The 25932-nt window shown below is 69.8% G+C and carries 24 protein-coding genes; 13 read left to right on the top strand and 11 right to left on the bottom strand.

What is annotated here, in order from left to right; translation table 11 throughout:
• Positions 1-58 precede the first annotated feature (58 nt).
• From proB to ASF57_RS13485, 5 genes are all read right to left on the bottom strand, one after another.
• Positions 59-1195: a glutamate 5-kinase gene (gene proB / locus ASF57_RS13505; protein ID WP_056484095.1), complete on the bottom strand. Its 1137-nt coding sequence runs from the start codon at positions 1193-1195 to the stop codon at positions 59-61.
• Between the two features lie 76 nt (positions 1196-1271).
• Entirely contained in the window at positions 1272-2306 is a 1035-nt protein-coding gene (gene obgE, locus ASF57_RS13500; RefSeq protein ID WP_056484092.1) for a GTPase ObgE, read from the bottom strand.
• Between the two features lie 159 nt (positions 2307-2465).
• Positions 2466-2732: a 50S ribosomal protein L27 gene (rpmA, locus tag ASF57_RS13495; protein ID WP_056179428.1), complete on the bottom strand. Its 267-nt coding sequence runs from the start codon at positions 2730-2732 to the stop codon at positions 2466-2468.
• 39 nt (positions 2733-2771) lie between these two features.
• A complete protein-coding gene (gene rplU / locus ASF57_RS13490; protein WP_055947814.1) occupies positions 2772-3086 on the bottom strand; it encodes a 50S ribosomal protein L21 in 315 nt (104 codons plus the stop codon).
• 210 nt (positions 3087-3296) lie between these two features.
• The gene (locus ASF57_RS13485) at positions 3297-4820 is read right to left on the bottom strand and encodes a helicase HerA-like domain-containing protein (protein ID WP_056484089.1); all 1524 of its coding nucleotides are present in this window, start codon (positions 4818-4820) and stop codon (positions 3297-3299) included.
• 175 nt (positions 4821-4995) lie between these two features.
• On the opposite strand from ASF57_RS13485, the gene ASF57_RS13480 reads away from it, so the two are divergent.
• Both ASF57_RS13480 and ASF57_RS13475 read left to right on the top strand, forming a co-directional pair.
• Positions 4996-5385, top strand: a complete 390-nt coding sequence (locus tag ASF57_RS13480; RefSeq protein WP_056484085.1) for a DUF2267 domain-containing protein — start codon at positions 4996-4998, stop codon at positions 5383-5385.
• Between the two features lie 200 nt (positions 5386-5585).
• Complete coding sequence (locus tag ASF57_RS13475) at positions 5586-6608, top strand: GNAT family N-acyltransferase (RefSeq protein ID WP_056484082.1); 1023 nt, start codon at positions 5586-5588, stop codon at positions 6606-6608.
• A 7-nt stretch (positions 6609-6615) separates the two neighbouring features.
• Here ASF57_RS13475 and ASF57_RS13470 read toward each other — a convergent pair whose 3' ends face one another.
• From ASF57_RS13470 to ASF57_RS13460, 3 genes are all read right to left on the bottom strand, one after another.
• Positions 6616-7476 carry an SDR family oxidoreductase gene (locus tag ASF57_RS13470; protein ID WP_056484080.1) on the bottom strand — a complete coding sequence of 287 codons (861 nt, stop codon included), beginning with the start codon at positions 7474-7476 and terminating at the stop codon, positions 6616-6618.
• Positions 7473-8618, bottom strand: coding sequence for a tRNA epoxyqueuosine(34) reductase QueG (queG, locus tag ASF57_RS13465; RefSeq protein ID WP_082503968.1), 1146 nt, complete (start codon positions 8616-8618; stop codon positions 7473-7475). The genes ASF57_RS13470 and queG overlap by 4 nt, the downstream gene beginning before the upstream one ends.
• A gap of 116 nt (positions 8619-8734) precedes the next feature.
• Complete coding sequence (locus ASF57_RS13460) at positions 8735-9427, bottom strand: glutathione S-transferase family protein (RefSeq protein ID WP_056179414.1); 693 nt, start codon at positions 9425-9427, stop codon at positions 8735-8737.
• Positions 9428-9720: 293 nt separating this feature from the next.
• Here ASF57_RS13460 and ASF57_RS13455 point away from each other — a divergent pair, with 293 nt between their 5' ends.
• From ASF57_RS13455 to ASF57_RS27270, 6 genes are all read left to right on the top strand, one after another.
• Positions 9721-10524, top strand: coding sequence for an undecaprenyl-diphosphate phosphatase (locus ASF57_RS13455; RefSeq protein ID WP_056484568.1), 804 nt, complete (start codon positions 9721-9723; stop codon positions 10522-10524).
• A gap of 287 nt (positions 10525-10811) precedes the next feature.
• Complete coding sequence (locus ASF57_RS13450) at positions 10812-12671, top strand: methylmalonyl-CoA mutase subunit beta (RefSeq protein ID WP_056179408.1); 1860 nt, start codon at positions 10812-10814, stop codon at positions 12669-12671.
• Between the two features lie 101 nt (positions 12672-12772).
• Positions 12773-13153 carry a hypothetical protein gene (locus ASF57_RS13445; protein ID WP_056484076.1) on the top strand — a complete coding sequence of 127 codons (381 nt, stop codon included), beginning with the start codon at positions 12773-12775 and terminating at the stop codon, positions 13151-13153.
• Between the two features lie 191 nt (positions 13154-13344).
• Positions 13345-13779 carry a hypothetical protein gene (locus tag ASF57_RS13440; protein ID WP_056484073.1) on the top strand — a complete coding sequence of 145 codons (435 nt, stop codon included), beginning with the start codon at positions 13345-13347 and terminating at the stop codon, positions 13777-13779.
• Positions 13780-13939: 160 nt separating this feature from the next.
• Positions 13940-15013, top strand: a complete 1074-nt coding sequence (locus ASF57_RS13435; protein ID WP_244476928.1) for a GGDEF domain-containing protein — start codon at positions 13940-13942, stop codon at positions 15011-15013.
• Between the two features lie 155 nt (positions 15014-15168).
• A complete protein-coding gene (locus tag ASF57_RS27270; protein ID WP_162241564.1) occupies positions 15169-16599 on the top strand; it encodes a methyl-accepting chemotaxis protein in 1431 nt (476 codons plus the stop codon).
• A gap of 26 nt (positions 16600-16625) precedes the next feature.
• Here ASF57_RS27270 and ASF57_RS13425 read toward each other — a convergent pair whose 3' ends face one another.
• Both ASF57_RS13425 and lepA read right to left on the bottom strand, forming a co-directional pair.
• A complete protein-coding gene (locus ASF57_RS13425) occupies positions 16626-17489 on the bottom strand; it encodes a glycosyltransferase family 2 protein (RefSeq protein ID WP_082503933.1) in 864 nt (287 codons plus the stop codon).
• The gene (gene lepA, locus ASF57_RS13420) at positions 17486-19291 is read right to left on the bottom strand and encodes a translation elongation factor 4 (RefSeq protein ID WP_056484563.1); all 1806 of its coding nucleotides are present in this window, start codon (positions 19289-19291) and stop codon (positions 17486-17488) included. The genes ASF57_RS13425 and lepA overlap by 4 nt, the downstream gene beginning before the upstream one ends.
• A gap of 380 nt (positions 19292-19671) precedes the next feature.
• On the opposite strand from lepA, the gene ASF57_RS13415 reads away from it, so the two are divergent.
• From ASF57_RS13415 to ASF57_RS13405, 3 genes are all read left to right on the top strand, one after another.
• Positions 19672-20415, top strand: a complete 744-nt coding sequence (locus ASF57_RS13415; RefSeq protein WP_056484065.1) for a response regulator transcription factor — start codon at positions 19672-19674, stop codon at positions 20413-20415.
• On the top strand, positions 20412-21749 hold the full coding sequence (locus ASF57_RS13410; RefSeq protein ID WP_056484062.1) for an ATP-binding protein: 1338 nt from the start codon (positions 20412-20414) through the stop codon (positions 21747-21749). Before ASF57_RS13415 ends, ASF57_RS13410 begins: the two co-directional genes overlap by 4 nt.
• Positions 21750-21871: 122 nt before the next feature.
• On the top strand, positions 21872-22153 hold the full coding sequence (locus tag ASF57_RS13405) for a hypothetical protein (protein ID WP_156376123.1): 282 nt from the start codon (positions 21872-21874) through the stop codon (positions 22151-22153).
• An 85-nt stretch (positions 22154-22238) separates the two neighbouring features.
• Here the strand turns inward: ASF57_RS13405 and ASF57_RS13400 are convergent, their stop codons facing one another.
• Entirely contained in the window at positions 22239-23033 is a 795-nt protein-coding gene (locus tag ASF57_RS13400) for a DUF2470 domain-containing protein (protein WP_056484056.1), read from the bottom strand.
• Between the two features lie 342 nt (positions 23034-23375).
• Here ASF57_RS13400 and ASF57_RS13395 point away from each other — a divergent pair, with 342 nt between their 5' ends.
• Together ASF57_RS13395 and ASF57_RS13390 are read left to right on the top strand one after the other, a co-directional pair.
• Complete coding sequence (locus tag ASF57_RS13395) at positions 23376-24086, top strand: response regulator transcription factor (protein WP_056179384.1); 711 nt, start codon at positions 23376-23378, stop codon at positions 24084-24086.
• A 67-nt stretch (positions 24087-24153) separates the two neighbouring features.
• Positions 24154-25914 (top strand): sensor histidine kinase, encoded by a 1761-nt coding sequence (locus ASF57_RS13390; RefSeq protein ID WP_056179380.1) that lies wholly within the window; start codon positions 24154-24156, stop codon positions 25912-25914.
• The last annotated feature ends 18 nt before the right edge of the window (positions 25915-25932 follow it).

Raw genomic sequence — 25932 nt, 5'->3', positions numbered from 1 at the left:
CCGACCCGTCATGCCACGCCGGAGGCCATTAGAACAAGCATACGGGCTGACGGGTCAGCTATTCCCCCACCATCGCGAGGTCATCGCGGTGTACCATTTCCGCGCGTCCCGGATGGGTCAGAAGATCGGCGATTTCCCGGCTCGGCCGGCCGATAATGCGCAGGGCCTGGTCGCTGTCATAGGCCACGAGTCCGCGTCCAAGGGTCCGTCCAGCTTCATCCCGGATCACCACGGCATCGCCGCGTCCGAACCCGCCCTGGACGCGGGTCACGCCCACAGGCAGCAGGCTGGCGCCACCCTGGAGAGCACGCGCGGCGCCAGCATCGACGGTGAGGATTCCACGCGGCTCCAGGGAGCCGGCGATCCAGCTCTTGCGCGCCGTCACCGGGTTCGAGCCTGATAGAAACCAACTGCAGCGCCCGCCCTTTAGGATGGTACGCAGCGGATTCTTCTCGCGCCCATCGGCAATGACCATGTGGGTGCCGCCGCTCGCAGCGATCTTGGCTGCTTCGACTTTGGTGCGCATACCGCCGCGCGAGAGTTCGGAGGCCGGACCACCAGCCATCGCTTCGATCTCCGGCGTGATACGCTCGATGATCGGAAGGTGCTGCGCATTCGGATCGGTATGCGGCGGGGCCGTATAGAGGCCGTCGATGTCGGAGAACAGCACCAGGACGTCGGCTCCGATCATCGTTGCGACGCGGGCGGCCAGACGATCGTTGTCGCCGTAGCGGATCTCGCTCGTGGCGACCGTGTCATTCTCGTTGACGACCGGGACGGCGCGCACTTCGAGGAGCTTGAGCACCGTGGCGCGGGCATTGAGGTAACGCCGACGTTCCTCGGTGTCCTGCGGCGTCACCAGGATTTGCCCGGCGGCGATGCCGTGATGCCCAAGGGCCTCGGACCAATGGCGCGCCAGGGCGATCTGCCCCACGGCCGCTGCGGCCTGGCTCTCCTCCAGGCGTAGGGTGCCGGGCGGATAACCGAGCACCGTCCGGCCGAGCGCGATGGCGCCCGATGAGACAACCAGCACATCCGTCCCGCTGGCGTGAAGATCGGCGATGTCCTCGGCCAAAGCGCTCAGCCAGGCATGGCGCAGACGACCGCGCACGCGGTCAACGAGCAGCGCCGAGCCCACCTTGATGACGATGCGGCGGAAGTCTTGGAGCTTGGGAATCTGGACGTCGGTGGTCATCGGCAGTGTCGGCGGGAGGACGGTGAAGCGTTTGTGACGAGCGCGTGTCGCCGGCACAAGGGCCGTGCGCTCCCGTTCAGGGCTGCCACGCCTCGGCCGGCTGCGCCTCGGCCTCTGCCAGCTTCGCCGCATCCATCTCGCGAGCAAGCGCCCGCAGGGCCTCCTGCACACCGAGGCCCGTGGCTGAGGAAAGCACCAGCGGCTTCTTCTTCGAGGCACGCTTCAGACGGGCAACCTGCTCCTTCAACACATCCGGGTCGACGACGTCGGCCTTCGAGAGCGCGACGATTTCGGGCTTTTCGTCGAGGCCGTTGCCGTAGGCTTCCAGTTCGCGCCGGACGAGCTTGTAGGTCTGGCCGGCATGCTCGTTCGTCGCCTCCACCAAGTGGAGCAGCACCCGGCAGCGCTCCACGTGGGCCAGGAACTTGTCGCCCAAGCCGACGCCGTCATGAGCGCCCTCGATCAATCCCGGAATGTCGGCGAGCACGAATTCCCGCTCATCGGACCGCACGACGCCGAGTCCCGGATGCAGGGTGGTGAAGGGATAATCGGCGATCTTGGGCTTGGCCGCCGTCACGGTGGCGAGGAAGGTCGACTTGCCCGCATTGGGAAGCCCGACCAGTCCAGCATCGGCGATCAGCTTCAGGCGCAGCCACACCCACTGCTCATGGCCTTCCAAGCCCGGATTGGCGTGCTTCGGTGCCCGATTGGTCGACGTGGTGAAGTAGGCATTGCCGAAACCGCCGTTGCCGCCCTTGGCGAGACGCACACGCTGGCCGACATGAGTCATGTCGGCGATCAGGGTCTCGCCGTCCTCGGCCAGGATCTCGGTTCCGGCGGGAACCTTCAGCACCACATCGGCGCCGTTGGCACCGTGGCGGTTGGAGCCCATGCCGTGCTCGCCCTTCTTGGCCTTGAAGTGCTGCTGGTAGCGGTAGTCGATCAGGGTGTTGAGGCCGTCGACGCACTCGACCCAGACATCGCCGCCGCGCCCGCCGTCGCCACCGTTCGGCCCGCCGAACTCGATGAACTTTTCACGGCGGAAGGCCACGCATCCGGCGCCACCGTCGCCGGAGCGGACATAGACCTTGGCTTCGTCGAGGAATTTCACGGGCGGGCTCGGATCAGTTCGGATGTCGGGATGTCGTGCGTCGCTGGAACGACAAAGCATGAAACGACAACGGGGAAGATGGTTTCCCATCTTCCCCGGGATCATGTGGTGGCTAGGCCCTCTTCCGGGAAGATCCCGTGAGAGCCTCGGGGAAGCGCCTTACTCGGCGGCTTCCTGCATCGGGACGACGGTAACGAAGGCGCGACCGCGCTTCGTCTCAAACAGCACGCGGCCGGCTGCCTTGGCGAACAGGGTGTGGTCCGTGCCGATGCCGACATTGGTGCCGGGATGCCACTTGGTGCCGCGCTGGCGCACGATGATGTTGCCCGGAATGACGGCTTCCGAACCGAACTTCTTCACGCCGAGGCGCTGACCGGCAGAGTCGCGGCCGTTGCGGGACGAGCCGCCTGCTTTTTTATGAGCCATGGGAAATTACTCCGAAGTCTTGGATCTCAGGTCGGATCGTCAGGCGCTGATGCCGGTGATGCGGACCACCGTGTGATGCTGGCGGTGGCCCCGCTTGCGGCGGGAGTTCTGACGGCGGCGCTTCTTAAAGGCGATGACCTTCGCGTCGCGGCCGTGGCTGACGATCTCGCCGGTGACGCTGATGCCCGAGAGCAGCGGCGCGCCGACCTGAGTGGCGCCTTCGCCGTTCGTGAACAGGAGAACGTCACCGAAGGTAACAGCCGAACCGGCTTCACCTTCGAGCGTGGCGATCGTGATGGTGTCGTTGGCGGCAACGCGATACTGCTTGCCGCCCGTCTTGATGACTGCGAACATCGTTCTCTCTTCGTGTTCTCTGCCGGCCTCCGGCGCGCCTCGCGGCGAATCCTGGACCGTCTTCTTGTTCAGGTCATCCGCACCATCGGATCGAGCCGGGGGCGAACGCGAAACGCGCGAACTTCGTCGAGGAAGCCGCGCGAGAGGAGCTGGATAGGCGGGGATGGGGTGATTTGTCAATGACGGCGGGTGGCACCCGGGTGACCGGGCCTACCGCTTCGTCAATCCGCCGAGCACGTTGCGAAGGATCGCATTACCCACCTCGGTGCCGACTTTCCGTGCCATCGAGCGCGCGGCGTTGCCGAGGACCTGTTCGGCAAGGCTCGGGGGCGGGCGGCGCCCCTTCCCCACCGGCTTGGTGCCGAGAACGCCGCCGAGCCAGCCCCCGAGCATCCCGCCCAAACCGCCCTCCGGGCCGTCGGTTCCGCTGCCGTCGAGCCCCTTGCGGGCGGCCAGCATCTCGTAGGCGCTCTCGTTGTCGACGGACTGGTCGTACTTTCCGCGCACGGGACTTTTTGAGATCAGATCGGCCCGCTCGGCCGGTGTGATCGGACCGACTCGGCCCTGCGGGGGTGCAATCAGGGCGCGCTCGACCACGGACGGCGTGCCCTTGGCTTCCAGGAACGAGACGAGCGCCTCACCAACGCCGAGTTCGGTGATCGCCTTGGCGACGTCAAAGCCGGGATTCTGGCGGAATGTCTCGGCGGCGGCCTTCACGGCGCGCTGATCGCGCGGCGTGAAGGCGCGCAAGGCATGCTGCACCCGGTTTCCGAGCTGGCCGAGGACCGATTCCGGTACGTCGAGAGGATTCTGCGTCACGAAGTAGACGCCGACGCCCTTCGAGCGGATCAGGCGTACCACCTGCTCCACCGCATCCAGAAGGGCCTTCGGGGCGTCGTCGAACAGGAGATGCGCCTCGTCGAAGAAGAAGACGAGCTTCGGCTTGTCGAGGTCGCCGACCTCCGGCAGCTGCTCGAACAGCTCCGAGAGCATCCAGAGCAGGAACGAGGCATAGAGCCGGGGCCGCTGCATCAGCTTGTCGGCAGCCAGGATGTTGACGATGCCCCGGCCCTCGCGGTCCACCCGCATGAAATCGTTGAGGTCGAGGGCCGGCTCGCCGAAGAACCGGTCGGCGCCCTGGTTCTCCAGCATCAGGAGTTGTCGCTGAATGGCGCCGACGGAGGCCGCCGAGACGTTGCCATACTGGCCCGAGACCGCCTTCAGGTTCTCGGTGAGGTGGAGCAGCAGGGCACGGAGGTCCTTGAGATCGAGGACCGGCCATTTGTTGTCGTCCGCGACCCGGAAAGCGATGTTGAGCACGCCCTCCTGGGTGTCGTTGAGTTCCAGCAGGCGCGCCAGCAGCAACGGCCCCATCTCGATGACGGTGCAGCGGATCGGATGGCCCTGATCCCCGAACAGATCCCAGAACACGGTCGGAAAGCGGTCGGGCTCGTAGGGAATGCCGAGCTCGTCGGCGCGCTTAACGAAGACCGGCTTCGACTCGCCGGCAACGGCCAGCCCCGAGAGATCGCCCTTGATATCGGCGGCGAAGACCGGGACGCCGGCATTGGAGAATCCCTCCGCCATCACCTGCAGGGTCACGGTCTTGCCGGTGCCCGTCGCTCCGGCCACGAGGCCGTGGCGGTTGGCGAGCCGAAGCGTCAGGCCCTCGGGTTTCAGACTTCCATCCTTGAGGGGCGCCTTGCCGACCAGGATCGTACCGTCGTCCTGCATGATCGTCCGCTCCTCGTGCCCGTCGCAGCGCCGAAGCGTCGACCGTGAGCGTTATGGCGCCCGGGCGCGGCATTTTCCAGCGGTTCGCCGAGCGCTCTTGATTTCGCGTCGGCGAGGCCGGATGGACAAGATCCCGACCGTGCAGAGATGCCGACCGTGCAGGAGTCCGTTTAAGATGGAAGAGTTGATCGCCCGCGTAACGACCCGGACCGGCCTCGATGCCGCAACGGCGCAGACCGCCATCGGCCACATCCTGGCCTTCCTGCAGAAGGAGGGGCCGGCCACGGAGGTGAGCCAGTTGCTCAGCGCTCTGCCGGGATCCGAGGCCGCGATCGCCGACACCAATGCCGGCGAAGCCGGCGGCGGCGGCCTGATGGGCATGCTCGGCGGCATGATGGGTGGTGGCGTCATGGCGCTCGGGCAGAAGCTGATGGCTGCCGGCGTGCCGATGGGCCAGATGCAGCCGCTCGGCCAGGAACTGTTCGCCTATGGCCGTGAGAAGGCCGGCGAGGACGTGATGGGCCCGATCGTCGGCTCCGTCCCAGGCCTGAACCAGTTCGTCTGAGACCAGCGTCGGATCCTTCGGCGACTACCCATCGGGGCGTCGTCGGAGGGTGGACCTTCTCCTCCGGCAAGCCCCTCTGGAAAAACAGCAATCCTTGTCATAAAAGCGTGTGCGCTTCGTGGTGATGTGACCTCCCGAAGGCACGAGGCCAAGGGCTCCAGCGGAGCACGCCTCGCGGTCCCGACAGGGCGGATTGGACGATGGTCCCGAACTTCGCGCGCGATGCCTCCACGGCGTGGCTTAATGGCTGGGAGGCGCACGTTCATGCGCCCTTCGCCCGGCTGAAGCAGCGCACCGCCGAAGCGGGGCGCAGTGGGCTTCTGCTCCCTGCGGGCGGGGCGCCGATCCGGTTCAAGCCCCGCCTCAGAACGCCCATCGCCGCCCCGGGGCTCGCGCCGACCCTCGGCCGTATCGGCTCCCTCGAGGTGCGGCTGGCCACCTCCGCTTCGGAGATCCGGCGGGCGCAGCGCCTGCGCTACCGGGTGTTCTTCGAGGAAATGTCGGCAGTTCCGAGCGGTCTCGCAATGCTGTCGCGCCGCGACGTCGACGAGTACGATTCGGTCTGCGACCACCTCCTGGTGATCGATCACGCCGCCACGGACACGCCGAACTTCGCCGCTAAGCCGTTCCGGCGCACCCAGCCCAAGGTTGTCGGGACCTACCGGCTGCTGCGGCAGGATGCGGCCGACCGCAATTTCGGGTTCTACACGGCCGGCGAATACGACATTGCCCCTCTGATGGCGGCCAATCCGGGGGCGCGGTTCCTCGAGCTCGGGCGTTCCTGCGTGCTGAAGCCCTATCGGACCAAGCGCACGGTGGAACTGCTCTGGGCCGGAATCTGGGCCTATGTTCAACACCATAGCATCGATGCCATGCTGGGCTGCGCCAGCCTCGAGGGGACGGACCCGGATCGGCTCGCCCTGCCCTTGAGCTTCCTGCACCACCATGCCCGGGCCTCGGAGGGTTGGTGCGCCCGCGCCCTGCCGGAGCGCTACGTGGCGATGAACCGGGTGGCTCGCGAGGCCGTGGACCCGAAGGCCGCGCTCCAGGCGCTGCCGCCGCTGATCAAGGGCTACCTGCGGATCGGCGCGACCTTCGGCGACGGGGCCGTCGTGGACCATCAGTTCGGCACCACCGACGTCTTCGTGGTGCTGCCGGTCCCGGCCATCGCAGCACGCTACCGGGAGCATTTCGCGCCGGCGGCGAACCGCCAGGCGGCGTAAGGCAACCTCAGGTTCGTGCATCTGCCACGAGGGCGGCCAGGCCTTCGCGGTAGGTCGGATAGGCGAGCGTCACGCCAAGCTCTTCTTGGATCAGGCGATTTCGCACCCGCTTGTTCTCGCCGTAGAAGCTGCGGGCCATCGGGCTCAGGTCGGCGGTCTCGAAATCCACCTCCGGCGGCAGCGGTAGGCCGGCGAGCTTGGCGGCATATTCGGTCACGACCTGCGGCGGGGTCGGCTCGTCGTCGGTGACGTTGTAGGTGGCACCGGCGCGGGGATGGGCGATCGAGGCCAGCAGCGTGGTCGCGATATCGTCGACGTGGATCCGGTTAAACACTTGTCCCGGCTTGATGATTCGCTGCGATTTACCCTCCCGCAGCTTCACGATCGGGTTGCGGCCCGGGCCGTAGATGCCGGAGAGACGAAAGACCTGGACGGCCTTGCCGGTCTCGGCGCCGAGGGCGTGCCACTGATTTTCGACGGCGAGGCGCCCACGGGAACGGCCGCTCACCGGGCGGGGCGGCGTCGACTCGTCGATCCAGGCGCCCTCGTGGTCGCCGTAGACACCAATGGTCGACAGATAGCCGATCCAGCCGATGCGACTGGCCGCGATGGCCTCGCGGTATACCGCGAGGGTCGTGTCGAGGTCGCGGGCGGGCGGGGCCGAAACCAGCAGCACATCCGTATCGGCCAGGTCGGCCGCGATGCGGGGGTCATCGGAGTCCGGTCCGAAGGCCCGCATCTCGGCGAGATCGCTGGGGCCGGCCCGGGACGGATCGGTCACGGTGGCGCGGACCACGCCGAAGCGGTCGCGGGCACGCTCCACGAATCGACGGGCGGTGAAACCGAGTCCGAAGACGAAGAGGTTCATGTCGGCGTCTGTCCTGTCGTCTCGGGCGGGGTCGGGTCCAGGGCCGAGTCCCACTCGGCCCGGACCATGGCGTCGGTTTCGCCCAAACCCCGGGCGTTGAAAAGCGCGCGCAGCGGCGCGGGCGCCAGCAGGCGCCCGAGCGCCCACACCGCCATGCCGCGCACCAGGGGCGCGGGATCGTCCAGGCAGCGCTCGGCCTCGGCGGCGAGGCCGAGATCGCCGGAGTTGCCGATGGCGATGAGGACATTGCGCAGGAATCGATCCCGCCCGGTGCGCTTGACCGGCGTGCCGGCGAAGCGGGCGCGGAAGGCTGCGTCGTCGAGGCGGGCGAGGTCGGCGAGCGGCGGGGCGGCGAGATCGCTCCGGGCGGCCATCCGCCCCTCCGCGGCCGTCGCCGCGAACTTGTTCCAGGGGCAGACGGCGAGGCAATCGTCGCAGCCGAAGACGCGGTTGCCGATGGCCGACCGGAACTCCGTCGGAATCGGCCCGGCATGCTCGATGGTCAGGTAGGCGATGCAGCGGCGCGCATCGAGGCGGTAGGGCGCCGGAAAGGCACCGGTCGGGCAGATGTCGAGACAGCGCCGGCACGAGCCGCAATGGTCGGCCTCCGGCGCGTCGGGGGTCAGGTCGGCGGAGGTGTAGATGGCGCCGAGCAGGAGCCAGTTGCCGAGGGTGCGGGACACCAGCACCGTGTGCTTGCCCTGCCAGCCGAGGCCGGCGGCGGCCGCCAGCGGCTTCTCCATCACGGGAGCGGTGTCGACGAACACCTTCACGCGGACGTCGCCCTTGGCCGAGAGGTAGCCGCCCAGTTCCTTCAGCTTGCCCTTGACCACCTCGTGGTAGTCGCGGCGCTGGGCATAGGCCGCGATGGCGCCCCGGTCGCGCCGGGCCAGGAGGTCCAGGGGATCGGCCTCGGGGCCGTAATTCATCCCCAGCATGACGATGCTGCGCACGCCCGGCCACAGGGTGGCGGGGTCGGCGCGCTGGTCGGCCCGCTCGACCATCCAGTCCATGCTGCCGTGATGGCCCTCGCCGAGCCAGGCGGGGAGCCGGTCCTGCAGTTCGGGCACGGCGTCGGGCCGGGTGATGCGGATCGACTCGAAGCCGAGCAGCCGCGCCCGCGCTTCGACGGCCCGGCGCAGCTCCGCCCCGGCCAGGATCGGCCGCGCGGGTTTCGACGCAGGGCGGGCCGGCGACGCGGCGCGGGCCGCCGGCAGGTCCGGTGCGTCGTATGCTTGCGGTGCGTCGTGGGCTGCGTTCAAAAATCCAGGTTCGCGTAATGGTCCGCCGGGGCCATGCCGGGCACCCGGTCCGCCAGCAGCGTGCGGAACGACGGGCGCGACTTCACCCGCGCGTACCAGTCCCTCGCCGTCTCGTCCTCGTCCCATGGCACGTCGCCGAGATAATCCACGCAGGAGAGGTGGGCCGCCGCCGCGAGATCCGCATAGGTCAGATGGTCGCCCGCCAGCCATTTCCGGCGGGACATCAGGTAGCCGATATACTTCATGTGGTAGCGCACGTTGGTGCGCGCGGCGCGAATGGCGTTCATGTCCGGCGGGCCGCCGCCGTTGGCGCTGTTCATGAAGCGCTTCGAGATCTTCTCGGTGACCAGGTACTCGGTCACCTCGGCGTCGAACTTGACCAGGAACCAGTCGAGCAGGCGCCGGACCTCGACCCGCGCCGCCGTGGTCTCCGGCAGCAGGCGCCGGCCGCTGAGGCCGAGGCCCCGGGTCTCGTCGAGATACTCGGCGATGATGCCCGCCCCCGGGATCGCGAGCCCGGTCTGCTCCACCAGGACCGGCGTGGTCCCGGCCGGATTGATCAGCAGGAAGGCCTCGCGCCGGTCCCACGATCGCTCCTCCATCAGCGTCGGCTCCATGCCCATCTCGGACAGGACCAGGCGGATGAAGCGCGAATGCGGGCAGAAGGAGGAATGGTAAAGCGTCGCCATCGAGGCCGTTTCGAACGGGGGAGGTGTGCCGGGAGACGGAGCGCGTCGAGGCCCTGCGGGATGAGCGGCAAAGAAAGACTTATTGCCCGATCGTTGCCGCCTCATTAACACGCATGTCGCGAACGCGATAACCGTCCGTCAACCTTGATGGATCAGGCAACCTGGATGGATCAAGGTCGAACCCGCAGGACGATTCGCGCGCGTCGAGCGGTCCTGGCCGCCACCGCAGACCGGCCGGGGCTTTCGAACTCAAGTCCGACCGACACATCCCCAACCCGCGAGGCGAACAGATGATGGATGCGATGGGCATCGCGAAAGCGGTCGTGCTCGGCGTGGTCGAGGGGGCGACGGAGTTCATCCCGGTCTCGTCCACCGGGCACCAGCTCCTGGTCGGCCACTTCATCGGCTTCGAATCGCCGAACAACACCTTCGAGGTGCTGATCCAGCTCGGCGCGATCCTGGCCATCCTGGCGGTCTATTTCCGCCGGCTCCTCGGCATCACCCTGGCGCTGCCGAACGACCCGAAGGCGCGCCGCTTCATCCTCGGCATCCTGCTGGCGTTCCTGCCGGCGGCGATCATCGGCGGCCTGTTCTCGAAATACATCAAGTACTACCTCTTCAATCCCTGGATCGTGTGCGCGACCCTGGTCGCCGGCGGCATCGTGCTCCTCGTCCTCGACGACACCGACCTCGACGTGAAGAAGCGGGACGTCTTCGACTTCACCCTGCCGATGGATTTCAAGATCGGCCTGTTCCAGTGCATCGCGATGATTCCCGGCGTGTCACGCTCGGGCGCCACCATCGTGGGCGCGATGCTGATGGGCGCCGACAAGCGCTCGGCCACCGAGTTCTCGTTCTACCTCGCGATTCCCACCATGGCGGGGGCCTTCGCCAAGGACCTGCTCGACAATTACAAGAACCTGTCGCGGGACGACACCGGCCTGATCGTCATCGGCTTCATCGTGGCCTTCATCTCGGCCTTCATCGTGGTGCGGACGGTGCTCGACTACGTCTCCTCCCACGGCTTCCGGCTGTTCGCCTGGTGGCGCATCATCGTCGGCTCGCTCGGTTTCGCCGGCCTGATCCTTTTCGGATAGGCGATCCGGCGGATCGGCTTCGGATCAGCGATTCCGGGTCCGACGTCAGTCGATCGTCCGGCGGCGAAGGTTTTCGGACGGTCCTCCGAGACCGAACAGGCTGGAACGAGGACGACAAAGCCCGCGTCGAGCGTATTCGGCGCTGGGATATAAAATACAAGACGAGGGGGCGATTGCGTCCGTGCGCGACGCCGTGCAAGGGCTGTCCGGAACCAAGGTCCGGTCGTTCCTGGCCGGCGACCGGTCAGCATCGACCGGCGTAAAAGCACACGCGGAGGCCAGCCCCGATGGAAGACCGTCCCCTCGCCGACCTGTTCCCGCCCGCGACCCGCGAGCGTTGGCTCGGCCTCGTCGACGGGGTCCTGAAGGGCGGCGACTTCGAGAAGCGCCTGGTCTCCAAGACGGCGGACGGCATCCGCATCGAACCGCTCTACGATCCGGCCTCGCCGGTGGCGCAGCCCGCCCGGGCTCCGGGGCCGTGGCGCGTCTCGCAGCGGGTCGACCATCCGGACGGCGCCACCGCCAGCGCCCTCGCGCTCGCCGACCTCGAAGGCGGGTCCGATGCCCTGACCCTGGTCTTCGCCGGCGCACCGGCGGCCCGCGGCTACGGCCTCACCGCCACGACGGCCACCGACCTCGACGCCGCCCTCGGCAACGTGATGCTGCCGCTGATCGCCACCCGCCTCGATGCGGGCGCGCGCGGCCTGGAGGCCGCCCACCTGATCCGCGCTGTCGTGGCGGCGCGCGGCGAGACCCTGAAGGGCCTCGACCTCGACCTCGGCCTCGATCCCATCGGCGTCCTCGCCTCGGGCGGGACCCTGGCGGAAGATTTCGGCGCCGGGATCGCCGGCGCGCTCGCGACCTTCGACGCCGAGGGCTTCAGCGGCCGGGCCTGCCTCGCCGATGGCCGGCCCTACCACGAGGCCGGCGCCAGCGAGGCGACCGAACTCGCCGCCGCCCTGGCCACGGCGGTCGCCTACCTGCGCGCCCTGGAGGCCAATGGGCATGCGCTCGAACGCGCCCGCGACGCCGTCGCGGTGCTGCTCACGGCGGATGCCGACGAATTCCTGACCATCGCCAAGTTCCGCGCCATGCGCCGGCTCTGGGCCCGGGTGGAAGCGGCCTGCGGCCTCGCGCCGAAGCCCCTGCGCCTGCATGCCGAGACCGCCTGGCGGATGATGAGCCGGCGCGACCCCTTCGTGAACATCCTGCGCACCTCCATGGCCGCCTGCTCGGCCGGCCTCGGCGGTGCCGACGCGATCACCGCCCTGCCCTACACGGCGGCGCTCGGACTCAGCGACGCCTTCGCCCGCCGGGTGGTGCGCAACAGCCAGATCGTGCTGATCGAGGAATCCAACCTCGCCCGCGTCGCCGACCCGGCCGCCGGCGCCGGCAGCTTCGAGACCCTCACGGAGAAGCTGGCCGAGGCGGCCTGGACCGCCTTCCAGGCGATCGAGCGCGAAGGCGGAATCGTGGCGAGCCTCCGGGCCGGCGCGATCCAGGAGCGGATCGCCGCCACCCGGGCCACCCGGGCCAAGAATGTCGCCACCCGCCGCGAAGCGCTGACCGGCGCCAGCGAGTTCCCCTACCTGGCGGAGAAGCCCGTGACGGTGCTGGAGGTCGCCCCCGTGACGGCGCCGCCGGCCGGCGGCTTCGGCACCGGCCCGGCCGTGACCTGCGCCCCCCTGCCCTCCGGGCGCCTCGCCGAGCCCTACGAGGCCCTGCGCGACGCCTCCGACGCGGCCCTCGCGGCGACCGGCCGGCGGCCCTCGGTGTTCCTCGCCAATCTGGGTCCGGTCGCGGTGTTCAACGCGCGCTCGACCTTCGCCGCCAATGCCTTCGCGGCCGGCGGCATCGAGGCGGTGAACCAGGAGGGCTTCACCGATCCGGTGGCCCTGGCCGACGCGTTCCGCGCCTCCGGCGCCCGCATCGCCTGCCTGTGCTCGTCCGACGCGCTCTACGCCACCCATGCGGCGGATGCCGCCCGGGCGCTCAAAGCGGCGGGTGCCGTCACGCTGTACCTCGCCGGCAAGCCGGGCGACCTCGCTGAAGCCCTGACCGCGGCGGGCGTCGACGGATACCTCCAGGCCGGGGGCGACGTCCTGGCCCTGCTGACGGGAGCGCTGGCGCACGCGACGCAGGCCTGATTGCGCAACCGCGACCGCTCTTCGATGGTTTGTGGCCCGTCGAGTCGAACCCAGAACGGAAAGCCATGCGACGCCCAGCCCTTGCCGTCACCCCCCGGTCGATGACCGCTTTGGCGGCGACCTCCCTCGTGCTCCTGAGCTTCTCCGTCGGCAGCGCCGGTGCCGCCACCAAGAAGGTGCAGGTGCCCAACCGCTACGACGGGACCTGGAGCATTGAGGTGGTCACCCTCGACGGCCCCTGCGACCGCGCCTATCGCTACGGCGTGCAGATCCGGCGCGGGGAAGCCAGCTATGCCGGCGGCGAGTTCAACATCCGCGGGCGGGTGGCGCAGAACGGCGCCGTGCGGGCCGTGATCTCCCGCGGCGACGATCACGCCGACGTGATCGGCCGTCTCAGCCGCCAGGGCATGGGCAACGGCACCTGGACCACCACCGGCGTGATCGGCTGCAGCGGCCGCTGGAACGCCGAGCGCCGGGGCTGAGGCGCCTCCGGCCGGCGCGCCGGTCCGGGACTCTCTCTGCATCCCCCGGCCGAGCCCCTGTGATGGGCGTGCCACATCGGCACGCCGATCGCGGCCCCGAACGTCGACGGCCCGGTTCTGCCCTTCTCCCGACGAAATCCATGAGGAATACTCAGTCCCGATCGAGAACGATTTGGCACGAGGCTTCCCTGATGAGAGCTTTGCTGTTCGGCGCGGTGGTGATGACCTTGGGCTGGGGCGCTGCGGCCGAGGCTGCGGGCCGCAATCCGGCCCATCCGCACCGGGTGATGTCGCCCCTCGAGATTGCGGCGACGGACTGCTTCGCCGAGACCGTGCTGGCCAATCCCGCCGCCCTGCGACATGCCCGGGCCGGACGCTGGTACGAGGCCGCCGGGATCACCGGCTTCCTGTGTCGGCCCGAGGTCGACGCGATGATCCAGGCCCATGACCGCCTGTACGGGCGCGGCACCGGCGCCCGCTACTTCCAGACCGCCTATACCCGCCATCTCGGCCAGCAGCTCGCCGATCGCCTTCAGCCGATGCTGGAGCGCAAGGCGATGGCCAGCGCCGAGCCGCCCGCCGACAAGGCCGAGGTGGTCGAGGCCGTAGACAAGGCGGCCGAGTAGACCCCGAAGTCGATCTCCACGCAGATCGCGCCGCACGGCAGATCCCGAGGGCGAACCTTAACTTTGCGTCCGGTACGGTTTTTTGCCGAAACATCCCGGGTCGCGAAGGCGCTCCGGGACCTTGCGCTCGCTCCAAGACCGCACGCAGGAACCACCCGCCTTGGCTCCCACCGGGTACGACCTTCTCAGTACCCCGGCGGCCACCGCTCCGTCCGAGCGCCCGCCGGGTGTCGATCTGGCCTCGGCGGCCCTGCGGCTCGCCGGCAAGGTCGCGGATGCGGCGGCCGCGCAGCAGGCGCGCGATGCCGCGATGATCGCCGAACTCCGGCGCGACCTCGCGGCGCAGACCGCCCTGGTGCGGCAACAGGCCGAAACCCTCGCCGACCAGGAGCACGTGTTCGAGCGCGCCTCGGCGGCGGCCGGGATCGGCCTGTGGCAATGCCGCCTGCCCTGCGAGACCCTGCGCTGGAGCGCGGGCGTCTACGACCTGTTCGAGATGCCGCACGGATCGGCGGTGAGCCGGCAGGCGACCCTGGCCTGCTACACCGAGGAGGCGCGCCGGACCCTGGTGGCGATGCGCGCGGAGGCCATCGCCCGGCGCACGTCCTTCACCCTCGAATCCGAGATCGTCACCCTCCGGGGCAGCCGCCGGGCGATCCGGATCTCCGCCAGTGTGGAGGTCCGGGCGGGCCAGCCGGTCCGGCTCTTCGGGTTCAAGCAGGACATCACGGACGCCAAGCGGCACGCCGACCGGATGCGCTACCAGGCCGAGTTCGACCGGATGACCGGGCTGTCCAACCGCAGCGTGTTCGACGCCCGGCTGGCGGAGATGCCGGAGACCGGCGCCCTGCTGCTGATCGACCTCGACGGCTTCAAGGCGATCAACGACGCCCACGGGCACGCGGTCGGGGATGCCTGCCTGGCCGAAGCGGCGCGGCGCCTGCGCGACGCCTGCCGGCCGATCGACCTGGTGGCGCGCATCGGCGGCGACGAGTTCGCCGTCCTGATCGGCCACGATGCCGACGGGGCCGTCGGCGAGGCCATCGGTCAGCGCATCGTGCGGGCCATGCGGGTGCCGTTCGTCCATCGCAGCGTGAGTCTGCACTTCGGCGCCTCCGTGGGGGTCGCGCGCGCCGCGCAGGCGAACCCGGTGGACCTGTTCACCCGGGCGGACGCCGCCCTCTACGCCGCCAAGGCGGCCGGACGCGGCACCGTGCGGATGGCGCCTCCGTAATCAGCGCGCCCTGGAATGGTGAAAATTCGCTCGCGGTCTGGCGTCACTTTGCGCTGCGCAACCCCCGGCTGGACAGGGTCCGTCAAGCCCGGCCTCCCTATCCTGGCGCGACGGGCGCCGCGCGTCCGCCCTGCCCTCCTTCGCCGAGGCCCCGCGTGCGCCGGACGACCTTGAAGACCCTGACGTCCTGGTTCACCCCCTCCCGGCGCGAGCCCGCGCCCAGATCCGCGCCGCACGATCTCGCCGCGATTCTCGCCTTCCTCGACGCCGTGGCGCGGGCCTGCAGCACGGCGCCGACCCCCGAGGCCGCCACCCGCGACTGCCTCGGGATCGTGGCCGGCTTCACCGGCTGGCCGATCGGGCACGCCTATCGCCGCCGCGACCCGGACGGGGCGATGCTGTCGATGCGGACCTGGTCCTTCGCGGCGGGCGACGGCGGGACGGACGCGGCGGACTTCGTGGCGATCTCCGAGCAGGCGGTGTTCGCCCCCGGCCAGGGCCTGGTCGGCCGGGTGGCGGCCGGCGGCGCGCCGGTCTCCTGCGCCGACGTGACGGCGCTGGCGGGCTTCGTCCGGGCCGGGACCGCCCGCCGCAACGGGGTGCGGGGCTGCTTCATGTTCCCGGTCCGCGTCGAGGAGCGGGTCGAGATCGTGCTGGAGTTCTTTTCGCGCGAGGCCGCAGAACTGAACGATGACCTTCTGGCGCTGATGGCCTATGTGGGCGACCGCCTCGCGCTGGCGCTGACCGAGCACGCCCGGCGCGACCGGGCGCACGCCCTGACGGTGACCCTCGACGGCATCGCCCGCCAGCTCGCCGAGACCACGGTGGCGGTGGAGGACGGAGCCCGGACGGTGCTGGGCGTCGCCGGCCACGTGGACGAGCGGCGCCTGGAGGTCGACCGCACCTCGGCGGAGGCCTCGCGGGAGATCGAGGCCGTGACCCGGGCGGCGCAGGACCTCGTCGCGCTCTCGCGCGAGGCCTCGGCCCACGCGGCGCAGGTGGGGACGGTGGCGGGCGGATCGGCCCAGGCCCTGGAGGCGGCGGTGGCGGTGTTCACCGACCTGCAGCACCGGATCGCCGGCGTCGGCCAGATCAGCGCGCTGATCTCCGCCATCGCGGGCCAGACCAACCTGCTGGCGCTCAACGCCACCATCGAGGCGGCCCGCGCCGGCGAGGCCGGACGGGGCTTCGCCGTGGTGGCGACGGAGGTGAAGGCGCTTTCGAGCCGGGTCGCCGAGGCCACCGCCGAGATCGGCGCCCAGGTCGACCAGCTCCGGCAGGTCGCCGCCCGGTCGACCGCCTCGCTGTCGCAGGTCCAGTCCGAGATCGAAACCGTTCAGCGCAAGGCCAGCGACATCGGCACCGTCAGCGCCGCGCATCAGGTCGCCGCCGGCGCGATCGCGGACGGGATCGGCCGCGCCCGTGCCACCATCGGGCAGACGACCGACCATCTCGACGCCCTGAGGGCGACCACCGCCGATGCGCTCTCGTCCTCGCGGGCGCTGGAGGCCACCTCGGTGCGCCTGCGTGACCAGGGCCGGGACCTCGGCCAAGCGACGCGTCACTTGACGGGCCAGGGGGCCTGAGGCCTGCGACGCCGATCCGCCGGGCCTCAGCCCGGATCGGCCTGGGTGTCCGACGCAGCGCGCTTGGCGCGGCGCAGGAAGGGGAGCCCGGTGGAGGGCCGGCCGCGGGTGGCCTCGTGCATCTTGGCGATCCGGATGAAGCGGCCATAGGCCAGCACGCTCGCCATCACGAAACCGTCGAGGCCGGCGAGGAAGAACCGGCGCAGGATGTAGAATTTCAGGAAGTTGAGGGGGTATTCGAACACCAGGCGCAGGCCGGTCTCGAAGCGCGATCCGATCGGCTGGGTGTCGGCGGCGAGCTGCCCGACATAGTTCGACTTGGCGATGGCGTGGTTCCAATCGCGGAAGGTGTGGTGCCAGACCACGGACCGGATCGTCACCGGCTTCTCGGCCGTGGTGATCGCGAGCTTGTCCCAGTTCGGGTTGTCGGTGGTGCGGGCCACGCGCCGGTCGTAGAGATAGATGTTCTCGGTGCAGAACGCCCAGGGCGACGGCCGCGCGTGATGCGGCAGCACCATCGCCTTGCGGACGATCATCAGGGACGGGATTTGGGGAGCCGCAAAGATCCCCCGGATCTCCCGGACGATCTCCGGGGTCAGGATCTCGTCGGCGTCGACGCTGAAGACGTGGTCGTGGCGGCAGAGGTCCTCGCCGAAGCGTCGCTGCGGCCCGAATCCCGGCCAGGGATTGACTACCACCCGGGCGCCGAGGGACTCGGCGATCGCCACCGTGGCATCGGTCGAGCCGGCGTCGATCACCAGGATCTCGGCTCCCAGGGGCAGGACCGAGCGGAGGCAGGCCGCGATGCGGTCAGCCTCGTTCAACGTCCGGATCAGGACGGTGAGCGGGATGGGGGCGGCGTTCGGCTCCACCTCCGGGGCCCGGCTCAATCGTCCATCTTCAGGGCGGCGATGAACGCCTCCTGCGGGATTTCGACCTTGCCGAACTGGCGCATCTTCTTCTTGCCCTCCTTCTGCTTGTCGAGGAGCTTGCGCTTGCGCGAGATGTCGCCGCCGTAGCACTTGGCGGTCACGTCCTTGGACAAGGCCTTGATGGTCTCGCGGGCGATGATCTTGCCGCCCAGGGCCGCCTGGACCGGGATCTGGAACAGGTGGCGCGGGATCAGGTCCTTCAGCTTCTCGCACATGGCCCGGCCGCGATGCTCGGCGCGGGTGCGGTGGACCAGCATCGACAGGGCGTCGACCGGCTCGGCATTGACCAGGATCGACATCTTCACGAGGTCGCCCTCGCGATAATCCGAGATGTGGTAGTCGAACGAGGCATAGCCCTTGGAGATCGACTTCAAGCGATCGTAGAAATCGAACACCACCTCGTTGAGCGGCAAGTCGTAGACAACCATGGCACGCTTGCCGACGTAGTTGAGGTCGACCTGCGTCCCGCGCCGGTCCTGGCACAGCTTGAGCACGCCGCCGAGATACTCGTCGGGGGTGAGGATGGTGGCGCGGATCCACGGCTCCTCGATGGCGGTGATCTTCATCACGTCCGGCATGTCGGCCGGGTTGTGCAGCTCCTTGATGGTGCCGTCCGTCATCTGCAGGCGGTAGACCACGGAGGGCGCCGTGGAGATCAGGTCGAGGTTAAACTCGCGCTCCAGGCGTTCCTGGATGATCTCGAGGTGAAGCAGCCCGAGGAAGCCGCAGCGGAAGCCGAAGCCGAGGGCCGCCGAGGTTTCCATTTCATACGAGAACGACGCGTCGTTGAGCCGGAGCTTGCTCATGGCGCTGCGCAGGGTCTCGAACTCGGCGGCATCGACGGGGAAGAGCCCGCAGAACACCACCGACTGCACGTCCTTGAAGCCTGCCAGCATCTCCTTGCAGGGGCGCTTGTCCTCGGTGAGCGTATCGCCCACGCGGGTGTCGGCCACCTCCTTGATCGAGCCGGTGAAGAAGCCGACCTCGCCCGGGCCAAGCTCGGCGATATCGGCCATCTTCGGGCGGAACACGCCGATCTTGTCGACGCCGTGGACCGCGTCGGCCCGCATCATGCGGATGTTCATGCCCTTCTTGAGCACGCCGTCGACGATGCGCACCAGCACGACGACGCCGAGATAGACGTCGTACCAGGAATCGACCAGCAGGGCCTTGAGGGGTGCGTTGCGGTCGCCCTTGGGCGGCGGCAGGCGGGTGACGATGGCCTCCAGCACCGCCTCGATGTTGAGGCCGCTCTTCGCCGAGATCGCCACGGCCTCGGAGGCGTCGATGCCGATCACCTCCTCGATCTGGGCGCGGATGCGCTCCGGCTCGGCCGCCGGCAGGTCGATCTTGTTGAGGACGGGCACGATCTCGTGGTTGGCGTCGAGCGCCTGGTAGACGTTGGCCAGCGTCTGCGCCTCGACGCCCTGCGAGGCATCGACCACCAGGAGCGAACCTTCGCAAGCGGCGAGACTCCGCGAGACTTCGTAGGCGAAGTCGACGTGGCCGGGGGTGTCCATCAGGTTGAGGATGTAGTCCTTGCCGTCCTCGGCCTTGTATTCGAGCCGCACCGTCTGGGCCTTGATGGTGATGCCGCGCTCCTTCTCGATATCCATCGAGTCGAGCATCTGCTCGCTCATGTCGCGCAGCGCCACGGTGCCGGTGGTCTGGATCAGCCGGTCGGCCAGCGTCGACTTGCCGTGATCGATATGCGCGACGATCGAGAAATTGCGGATGTTGTCGATGGGCGTCGTTGTCATCGAGGATGCGATCTCCGGCGCGCGCGGCCCGCCGTCCAAGGGACGGACCCGGCGCACGGTTTCTTGGAATGGGAAACAGGTCGCCCGCAGATAGCAGCGCCCGCCCCGTGCGCCAAGCGCAGGACCCCACGCGCAGAACCCCACGCGCAGGCCCCCGAGCGCAGGACCCCGAGCCCATGGTCCAGGCGTATCGCCCAAACCCTACGGTCCCACCCCTGCGGCGAGTGCGCCGCCTGCGCCGGACCCGGCCGGGGAGCCGGGTCAGCAGCGGGCTTGCGGGGGGCTTGCGGCGGGCTTGCAGCGGCCTGCATTTTCCGGCTGATTCCCACCGCCCGCCGATTCGCCGCAGCGGCCGCATCCCCGGAGCCGAGACGTCAGCCATGAACCCCCTGGAGGAATCCGGTCCGATGCCGGACCTGGGCCACGTCCTCCTGGTGGAAGACGATGACGGCCTGCGCATCCTGGTGACCCGGGCGCTGCGGGACAGCGGCTACCGCGTCACCGGATGCCGCAGCGGCGCCGAGATGTGGCGGCTCCTGCCCCAGGGCGGGGTCGACCTGATCCTCCTCGACGTCATGCTGCCCGGTGCGTCGGGCCTCGACCTGCTGCGCGCGCTGCGCGTCCGCTCCACGGTGCCGGTCATCATCGTCAGCGCGCGCGGCGAAGAGGCGGACCGGGTGCTGGGCCTGGAACTCGGGGCCGACGATTACATCGCCAAGCCGTTCGGGCGCCCGGAGCTGCTGGCCCGCGTCCGGGCGGTGCTGCGTCGCTCCGTCCTGGCGCCGGCGGCCTCCCCGGGCAGCGGCGAGGCCCTGGCCTTCGCGGGCTGGCGCCTCGACCTGCGCAGCCGTGCGCTGGTCGACCCGGACGGCGCCGGCGTCGACCTGTCCGGTGCGGAATACGACCTCCTCCTGGTGTTCCTCGACCATCCCGGGCGGGTGCTCGGCCGCGAGCAGATCCTCGAACTGTCACGCGCGCGCCTGGGATCGCCGTCCGACCGCAGCGTCGACACCCTCGTCAGCCGCCTGCGGCGCAAGCTCGACCCGCCCGAGGGCGAGCCGCCGGTGATCAAGACGGTGCGGGGCTCGGGCTACATGCTGGCCGCGAAGGTGGAGCGCCGGTGAGACGGGTCTTCGCCCTGGCGCGCAGCCTCGAGGCCCGGACACTCGTCGTCCTGCTGGCCGCCATCCTGGCCGTCCATGGCGGAGCCCTGCTGCTCTATCGCCAGTCGGCGGCCGCGGCCGCCGACGAGGCCTTCGCGGCCCAGGTCGCGTCACAGCTCGCCCTGGCCCGCGACGCGGTGATGCGGCGCCCGCCGGCGGAGCGGAACGCCGAGGCCAAGGCGCTGTCCAATCCGCATTTCGAGGTCGCCTGGACGGAGACCCCCGCTCCGGCCCGGCCCCGCAGCGACCCGGCCCTGGCCCCCCTGCACCGGCGCCTGACCGCCCTCGATTCCAGCCTCGGCACCGGCCTCTCCCTGGCGATGGAGGGCGACACGGACCCACTCCACCGGCTCGATCTCGGCGGGACGCTGGCGCTCGCGGACGGCAGCCAGCTCGCCTTCCACTCGGCCCACGCCTCGGGCATGGCCCTGCGCAATCCCTGGGCCATGCTGGCGACCGCGATGGCGATCCTGGTCGGCCTCGCCGCCGTGTTCCTGACCAGCCGGATCGCCCGGCCGCTGCGTGCGCTCGGCCACATCACCGGGCTGATCGGCCATGCCGTCGGCCAGGGCCGGATGGTGCCGGTGCCCGAGGTCGGCCCCGACGAGACCCGCGCGATCGCCCGCGCCCTCAACGGCATGCAGGTGCGGATCCGGGACCTCGTCACCGAGCGGACCCAGGCGCTCGCCGCCGTGTCCCACGATCTGCGGACGCCGATCGCGCGCCTGCGCCTGCGCCTGGATGGCGTCACCGACGCGGCGCAGCGCCACGCGATGGCATCCGACCTCGACGACATGCAGGCCATGATCGACTCGACGCTGGCCTACCTGCGCGGCGATGCCGATCCGGAGGTCCGGCGGGTCACCAACGTCGCCAGCCTGCTGATGAGCATCGCCGATGCCGGACAGGATGCCGGACATGCGGTCGTCTACGACGGACCCGGCCGGGCGCTCGCCGCCATCCGGCCGGTGGCGCTCCGGCGCGCCCTCGACAACGTGGTCGACAACGCCGTCCGGTACGGGGAACGGGCCCGGATCGGCCTGACCATCGCGGACACCACCCTGGAGCTGCAGGTCGACGACGACGGCCCCGGCCTTCCCGCCGACGCGGTCGAGCGGGCCTTCGCACCGTTCACCCGCCTGGAAACCTCGCGCAACCGCAACACCGGGGGGACCGGCCTCGGCCTGACCATCGCGCGCCGGGTGATCGAGGCGGAGGGCGGCCGCATCGGCCTGGAGACCCGGCCCGGCGGCGGCCTGCGGGTGCGGATCACCCTGCCGCGCCCGACCGGCTGAGGCGGCCGCGTCCCGCGGCGAGGGTTCGGCGACCTGCGCCACACTTCGTCACAGACCCGGCATCGGGGAGCCAAACGCCTCGGCTACATCAGGTCTCGACGCAGCCGACGGGGCTGCGAAACTTGAGGACGAGACCATGTCGCGGCATCACCATCACGCTTCTGTCCCTGGCCCTGATGACCGCCCTGGCGGGACAGGCCTCCGCCACGGAGGGCAGCGGAAACTCCGACAACCCGTCGCAGGCCGTCCCGAACACCGGCGGCGTCTCGGGCGGCCCGAACCACCACACCAACCGCGGCATGCCCGAGCGCGTCGACGTGACCGAGAGCACCAAGCCGGTGCACGCGGCCAAGGAGGGCCACACGCACGACCACAGCAAGACGCATCCGCACGACAAGAAGTAAGGGCGCGACGGAGCGGCCGGGGCGAACGTCGATCCGGACGTTCGCCCCGGCGCGTTCGTGTCGGCGAAGCGATCCGCGCCCGGGCCTAATCGGCCGGGGCGGCCTCCCCGGCCCGTGCCCGGGCCGCCATCGCCACCAGGGCCTTGCGCAGGGCGCCCATCTCGCGGACCGGCTCGGGGTAGAGCACCCGCGCGGTCCGGTCGCCGGTGAGGAGATCCAGGCCCTCCGGGTCGAGGCCGGTGAGCCGCCACGGCCCGGGTTCGGCGCCGGCTCCCTGGGCGTAGAGCGCGAGGGCGTCGGCGTGGTCGGCGTTCATGTAATCGACGGCGCCGGCCTCGCCCGCCACCAGCCCCTCCGCGCCGGTGATATCCAGGCGCAATTCCGCAGGCGTCAGCACGGCGGCCTTGGCGAAACCGCCGTTGAGATGCCCGGCCTTCGGCTCCAGAGCGAAGAACCCGAAATCCGGGAAATCGGCATAGAGCTTGGATTTCGGATGCCGGGCCACGAATCGGGCGCGGGCGCGCGGCTCGGCCGTCTGCGTCACGCGCCCGGTCACGGTCAGGCGCGGATGGGCCAGCGGGTCGCCCTTGCCGCCGGCGGTGAACAGCAGCGAGGCGCGGGAATCCGCCAGCAGGTTGCGGGTGTGGGCCGAGAGCCGCGACAGCAGCATCAGGGGCGTGCCGTCGACGTCGGTGGCGAGGGTCACCAGCGAGACGAAGGGCGTGCCGTCCTCCGGGTCGAGGGTGGCGAGCGCGCCGGAGCGGATGCTGCGCAGGAGATGCCGCGCCAGTCCGATCGCGTCGAACGGGGCCTCGGCCGTCGGAAGCGGAGCCGCCTGCCGGCGCGGCGCGGACCCGGCGTTGTTGTCAGCCTCGGCCATCGATGATCCCCCGAATTCGTGATCGCGCCGCGGCGCTCAGGCCGCGTTCAGCCGGCGGATCATAGCGGTTGCAATCCGCTCCGCACGAGAGCGCAGACATGCGGCCCAATGGCCTCAGTCAAGCACCAAACGGACAAACAACCGAGATCGCTCGCTTTTATCGCCCGTTGCCATTACACAGCCTGACTCTCCGCGCGAACGCGGCCCGCCTCCCCGGCACGGTCGCCACCGCGTTTTTGCCGATCCTTGCCCGCCGTCCACGACGGCGAATCAGGGTGGGATGCGGAGGGGCGGGCGCCGTCAGACGTCCGCCAAGCCGCATCCGAGCAACAGGACACGCGCATGCCGACCATCGCCCTCGTGGACGACGACCGAAACATCCTCACCTCCGTCTCGATCGCGCTCGAGACCGAGGGGTACCGCATCCAGACCTATACCGACGGCGCCTCGGCGCTCGACGGGCTGAAGCATTCCCCGCCCGATCTCGCGATCTTCGACATCAAGATGCCGCGCATGGACGGAATGGAACTTCTCAGGCGTCTGCGGCAGAAATCCGACCTTCCGGTGATCTTTCTGACCTCGAAGGACGAGGAGATCGACGAATTGTTCGGCCTCAAGATGGGCGCCGACGACTTCATCCATAAGCCGTTCTCGCAGCGGCTCTTGGTCGAGCGCGTGAAGGCGGTGCTGCGCCGCTTCGCCCCGAAGGACGGCCCGGGCGCCGCCGCCCGCGAGGCCGATGCCGCCGCCCGCTCCCTGGAGCGCGGCCTGCTGATGATGGATCCCGAGCGCCACACCTGCACCTGGAAGGGCGAGCCCGTGACCCTGACGGTGACGGAATTCCTGATCCTCCAGGCGCTGGCCCACCGCCCCGGCGTCGTGAAGAGCCGCAACGCCCTGATGGACGCCGCCTACGACGACCAAGTCTACGTCGACGACCGCACCATCGACAGCCACATCAAGCGCCTGCGCAAGAAGTTCAAGGTGACCGACACCAACTTCGACATGATCGAGACGCTCTACGGCGTCGGCTACCGCTTCAAGGAAAGCTGAGGTCCGGCCCCGGCCAGCCCCCTCCGGTTTCCCGCATAGCCCGCCCCTTCCCTGACAACGGACGATCGTGCCCTCCACAGACCAAGCCGAAATTCCGTCGCGCGGCGTGCTGGGCTGGCCGCGCCAGATCTGGAACGGGATCGGCCAACGCGCTTCGTCGAGCCTGACGCGGCGCATCGTCGTGCTCAACCTCGTCGGGCTGATCGCGCTGCTGTTCGGCTTCCTCTACCTGAACCAGTTCCGCCAGGGGCTGATCCAGGCGCGGGTGCAGAGCCTGCTGATCCAGGGCGAGATCATCGCCGGCGCCATCGCGTCCTCGGCCTCGGTCGAGACCGACGCGATCCGGATCGATCCCGACAAGCTGCTCCAGCTCCAGGCCGGCGAGGTCGAGGAACTGTCCTCCCCCCTCACCTTCTCGCTGAATCCCGAGCGGGTGGCCCCGCTGCTGCGCCGGCTGATCACCCCCACGGGCAACCGCGCCCGGGTCTACGACCAGGAGGGCGGCCTTCTGTTCGACACCCGCACCCTCTCGGCCCGGGGCGAGATGGGCCGGAGCGACCCGGACGTGCGCCCGCGCAAGCGCACCTGGCTGGAGGCGACCTGGGAGTCCCTGCAGGCACGGTTCGGGGCGCGCTTCGGCGGCGACGCCCCGCCCGGCGTCAGCGAGGATGTCGGCCCGGCCAGCGGGCACAGCCTGAAGGAGGTGCAGGTGGCGCTCTCGGGCGCGCGCGGCACCATCGTGCGCCGCAACCCGGCGGGCGAGACCATCGTGTCGGTGGCGGTGCCGATCCAGCGCGCGAATTCCGTGCGCGGCGCCCTGATGCTGTCGACGCAAGGGGGCGACATCGACCGGGTCATCGCCTCGGAGCGATTCGGCCTGCTGCAGGTCTTCCTCATCGCGGCGGCCGTGATGCTGGTGCTGTCGATCCTGCTCGCCGGTGCCATCGCGGGGCCGGTGCGGCGCCTCGCCGATGCGGCCGAGAAGGTCCGCCTCGGCATCAAGTCGCGCGAGGAGATCCCGGATTTCACCGGGCGCACCGACGAGATCGGCCACCTGTCGGGGGCGCTGCGCGACATGACCCAGGCGCTCTATCGCCGGATCGACGCCATCGAGAGCTTCGCGGCCGATGTCAGCCACGAACTGAAGAATCCGCTGACCTCCCTGCGCAGCGCCGTCGAGACGCTGCCGCTGGCCAAATCCGACGATTCGCGCAGCCGCCTGCTGGCGATCATCCAGCACGACGTGAAGCGCCTCGACCGGCTGATCTCGGACATCTCCGACGCCTCGCGCCTCGACGCGGAACTGGCCCGCGCGGAGGCGCGCCGGGTCGACATGCGCAAGCTGATGTCCACCGTGGTCTCGGTGGCCAACGAGCGCCGTCGCGCGAAGGACGCGCCGATCCAGTTCGACTGCGACGCGCCGGCCGGAGAGACCGATTCGCCCTTCACCATCTTCGGCCATGACAGCCGGCTCGGGCAGGTGGTCAACAACCTCCTGGACAATGCCCGCTCGTTCTCGCCCCCCGACGCCAAGGTGCGGGTGGCCCTGCGCCGGGTGCGCAACGACGTGGAGCTGATCGTCGAGGACGAGGGGCCGGGCATCCCCGAGCATGCCCTGGAGCGGATCTTCGAGCGCTTCTATACCGACCGTCCCGAGCAGGGGTTCGGTCAGAATTCCGGCCTCGGCCTCTCGATCTCGCGCCAGATCGTCCAGGCCCATCGGGGCACGATCCGGGCCGAAAACCGCCCGGGTCCGGCCGACGAGGACGGCGAGCCGACGGTGCGCGGCGCCCGCTTCATCGTGCGCCTGCCGGCGGCGGCCCGCTGAGCCCGGAGGCCGGCGCGG

This window comes from Methylobacterium sp. Leaf117 (assembly GCF_001422985.1).
GTDB lineage: Bacteria > Pseudomonadota > Alphaproteobacteria > Rhizobiales > Beijerinckiaceae > Methylobacterium.
The sequence above is the reverse complement of the archived record's forward strand: the minus strand, read 5'-3'. Positions and strand labels throughout refer to the sequence as shown.

Excerpts from the sequence above, each read along its gene's own strand:
- proB (WP_056484095.1), bottom strand. The coding sequence starts at position 1,195 with ATGACCACCGACGTCCAGATTCCCAAGCTCCAAGACTTCCGCCGCATC.
- rpmA (WP_056179428.1), bottom strand. The coding sequence starts at position 2,732 with ATGGCTCATAAAAAAGCAGGCGGCTCGTCCCGCAACGGCCGCGACTCT.
- rplU (WP_055947814.1), bottom strand. The coding sequence starts at position 3,086 with ATGTTCGCAGTCATCAAGACGGGCGGCAAGCAGTATCGCGTTGCCGCC.
- ASF57_RS13485 (WP_056484089.1), bottom strand. The coding sequence starts at position 4,820 with ATGCAGGACGACGGTACGATCCTGGTCGGCAAGGCGCCCCTCAAGGAT.
- ASF57_RS13480 (WP_056484085.1), top strand. The coding sequence starts at position 4,996 with ATGGAAGAGTTGATCGCCCGCGTAACGACCCGGACCGGCCTCGATGCC.
- ASF57_RS13475 (WP_056484082.1), top strand. The coding sequence starts at position 5,586 with ATGGTCCCGAACTTCGCGCGCGATGCCTCCACGGCGTGGCTTAATGGC.
- ASF57_RS13470 (WP_056484080.1), bottom strand. The coding sequence starts at position 7,476 with ATGAACCTCTTCGTCTTCGGACTCGGTTTCACCGCCCGTCGATTCGTG.
- ASF57_RS13460 (WP_056179414.1), bottom strand. The coding sequence starts at position 9,427 with ATGGCGACGCTTTACCATTCCTCCTTCTGCCCGCATTCGCGCTTCATC.
- ASF57_RS13455 (WP_056484568.1), top strand. The coding sequence starts at position 9,721 with ATGGATGCGATGGGCATCGCGAAAGCGGTCGTGCTCGGCGTGGTCGAG.
- ASF57_RS13450 (WP_056179408.1), top strand. The coding sequence starts at position 10,812 with ATGGAAGACCGTCCCCTCGCCGACCTGTTCCCGCCCGCGACCCGCGAG.
- ASF57_RS13445 (WP_056484076.1), top strand. The coding sequence starts at position 12,773 with ATGACCGCTTTGGCGGCGACCTCCCTCGTGCTCCTGAGCTTCTCCGTC.
- ASF57_RS13440 (WP_056484073.1), top strand. The coding sequence starts at position 13,345 with ATGAGAGCTTTGCTGTTCGGCGCGGTGGTGATGACCTTGGGCTGGGGC.
- lepA (WP_056484563.1), bottom strand. The coding sequence starts at position 19,291 with ATGACAACGACGCCCATCGACAACATCCGCAATTTCTCGATCGTCGCG.
- ASF57_RS13415 (WP_056484065.1), top strand. The coding sequence starts at position 19,672 with ATGAACCCCCTGGAGGAATCCGGTCCGATGCCGGACCTGGGCCACGTC.
- ASF57_RS13400 (WP_056484056.1), bottom strand. The coding sequence starts at position 23,033 with ATGGCCGAGGCTGACAACAACGCCGGGTCCGCGCCGCGCCGGCAGGCG.
- ASF57_RS13395 (WP_056179384.1), top strand. The coding sequence starts at position 23,376 with ATGCCGACCATCGCCCTCGTGGACGACGACCGAAACATCCTCACCTCC.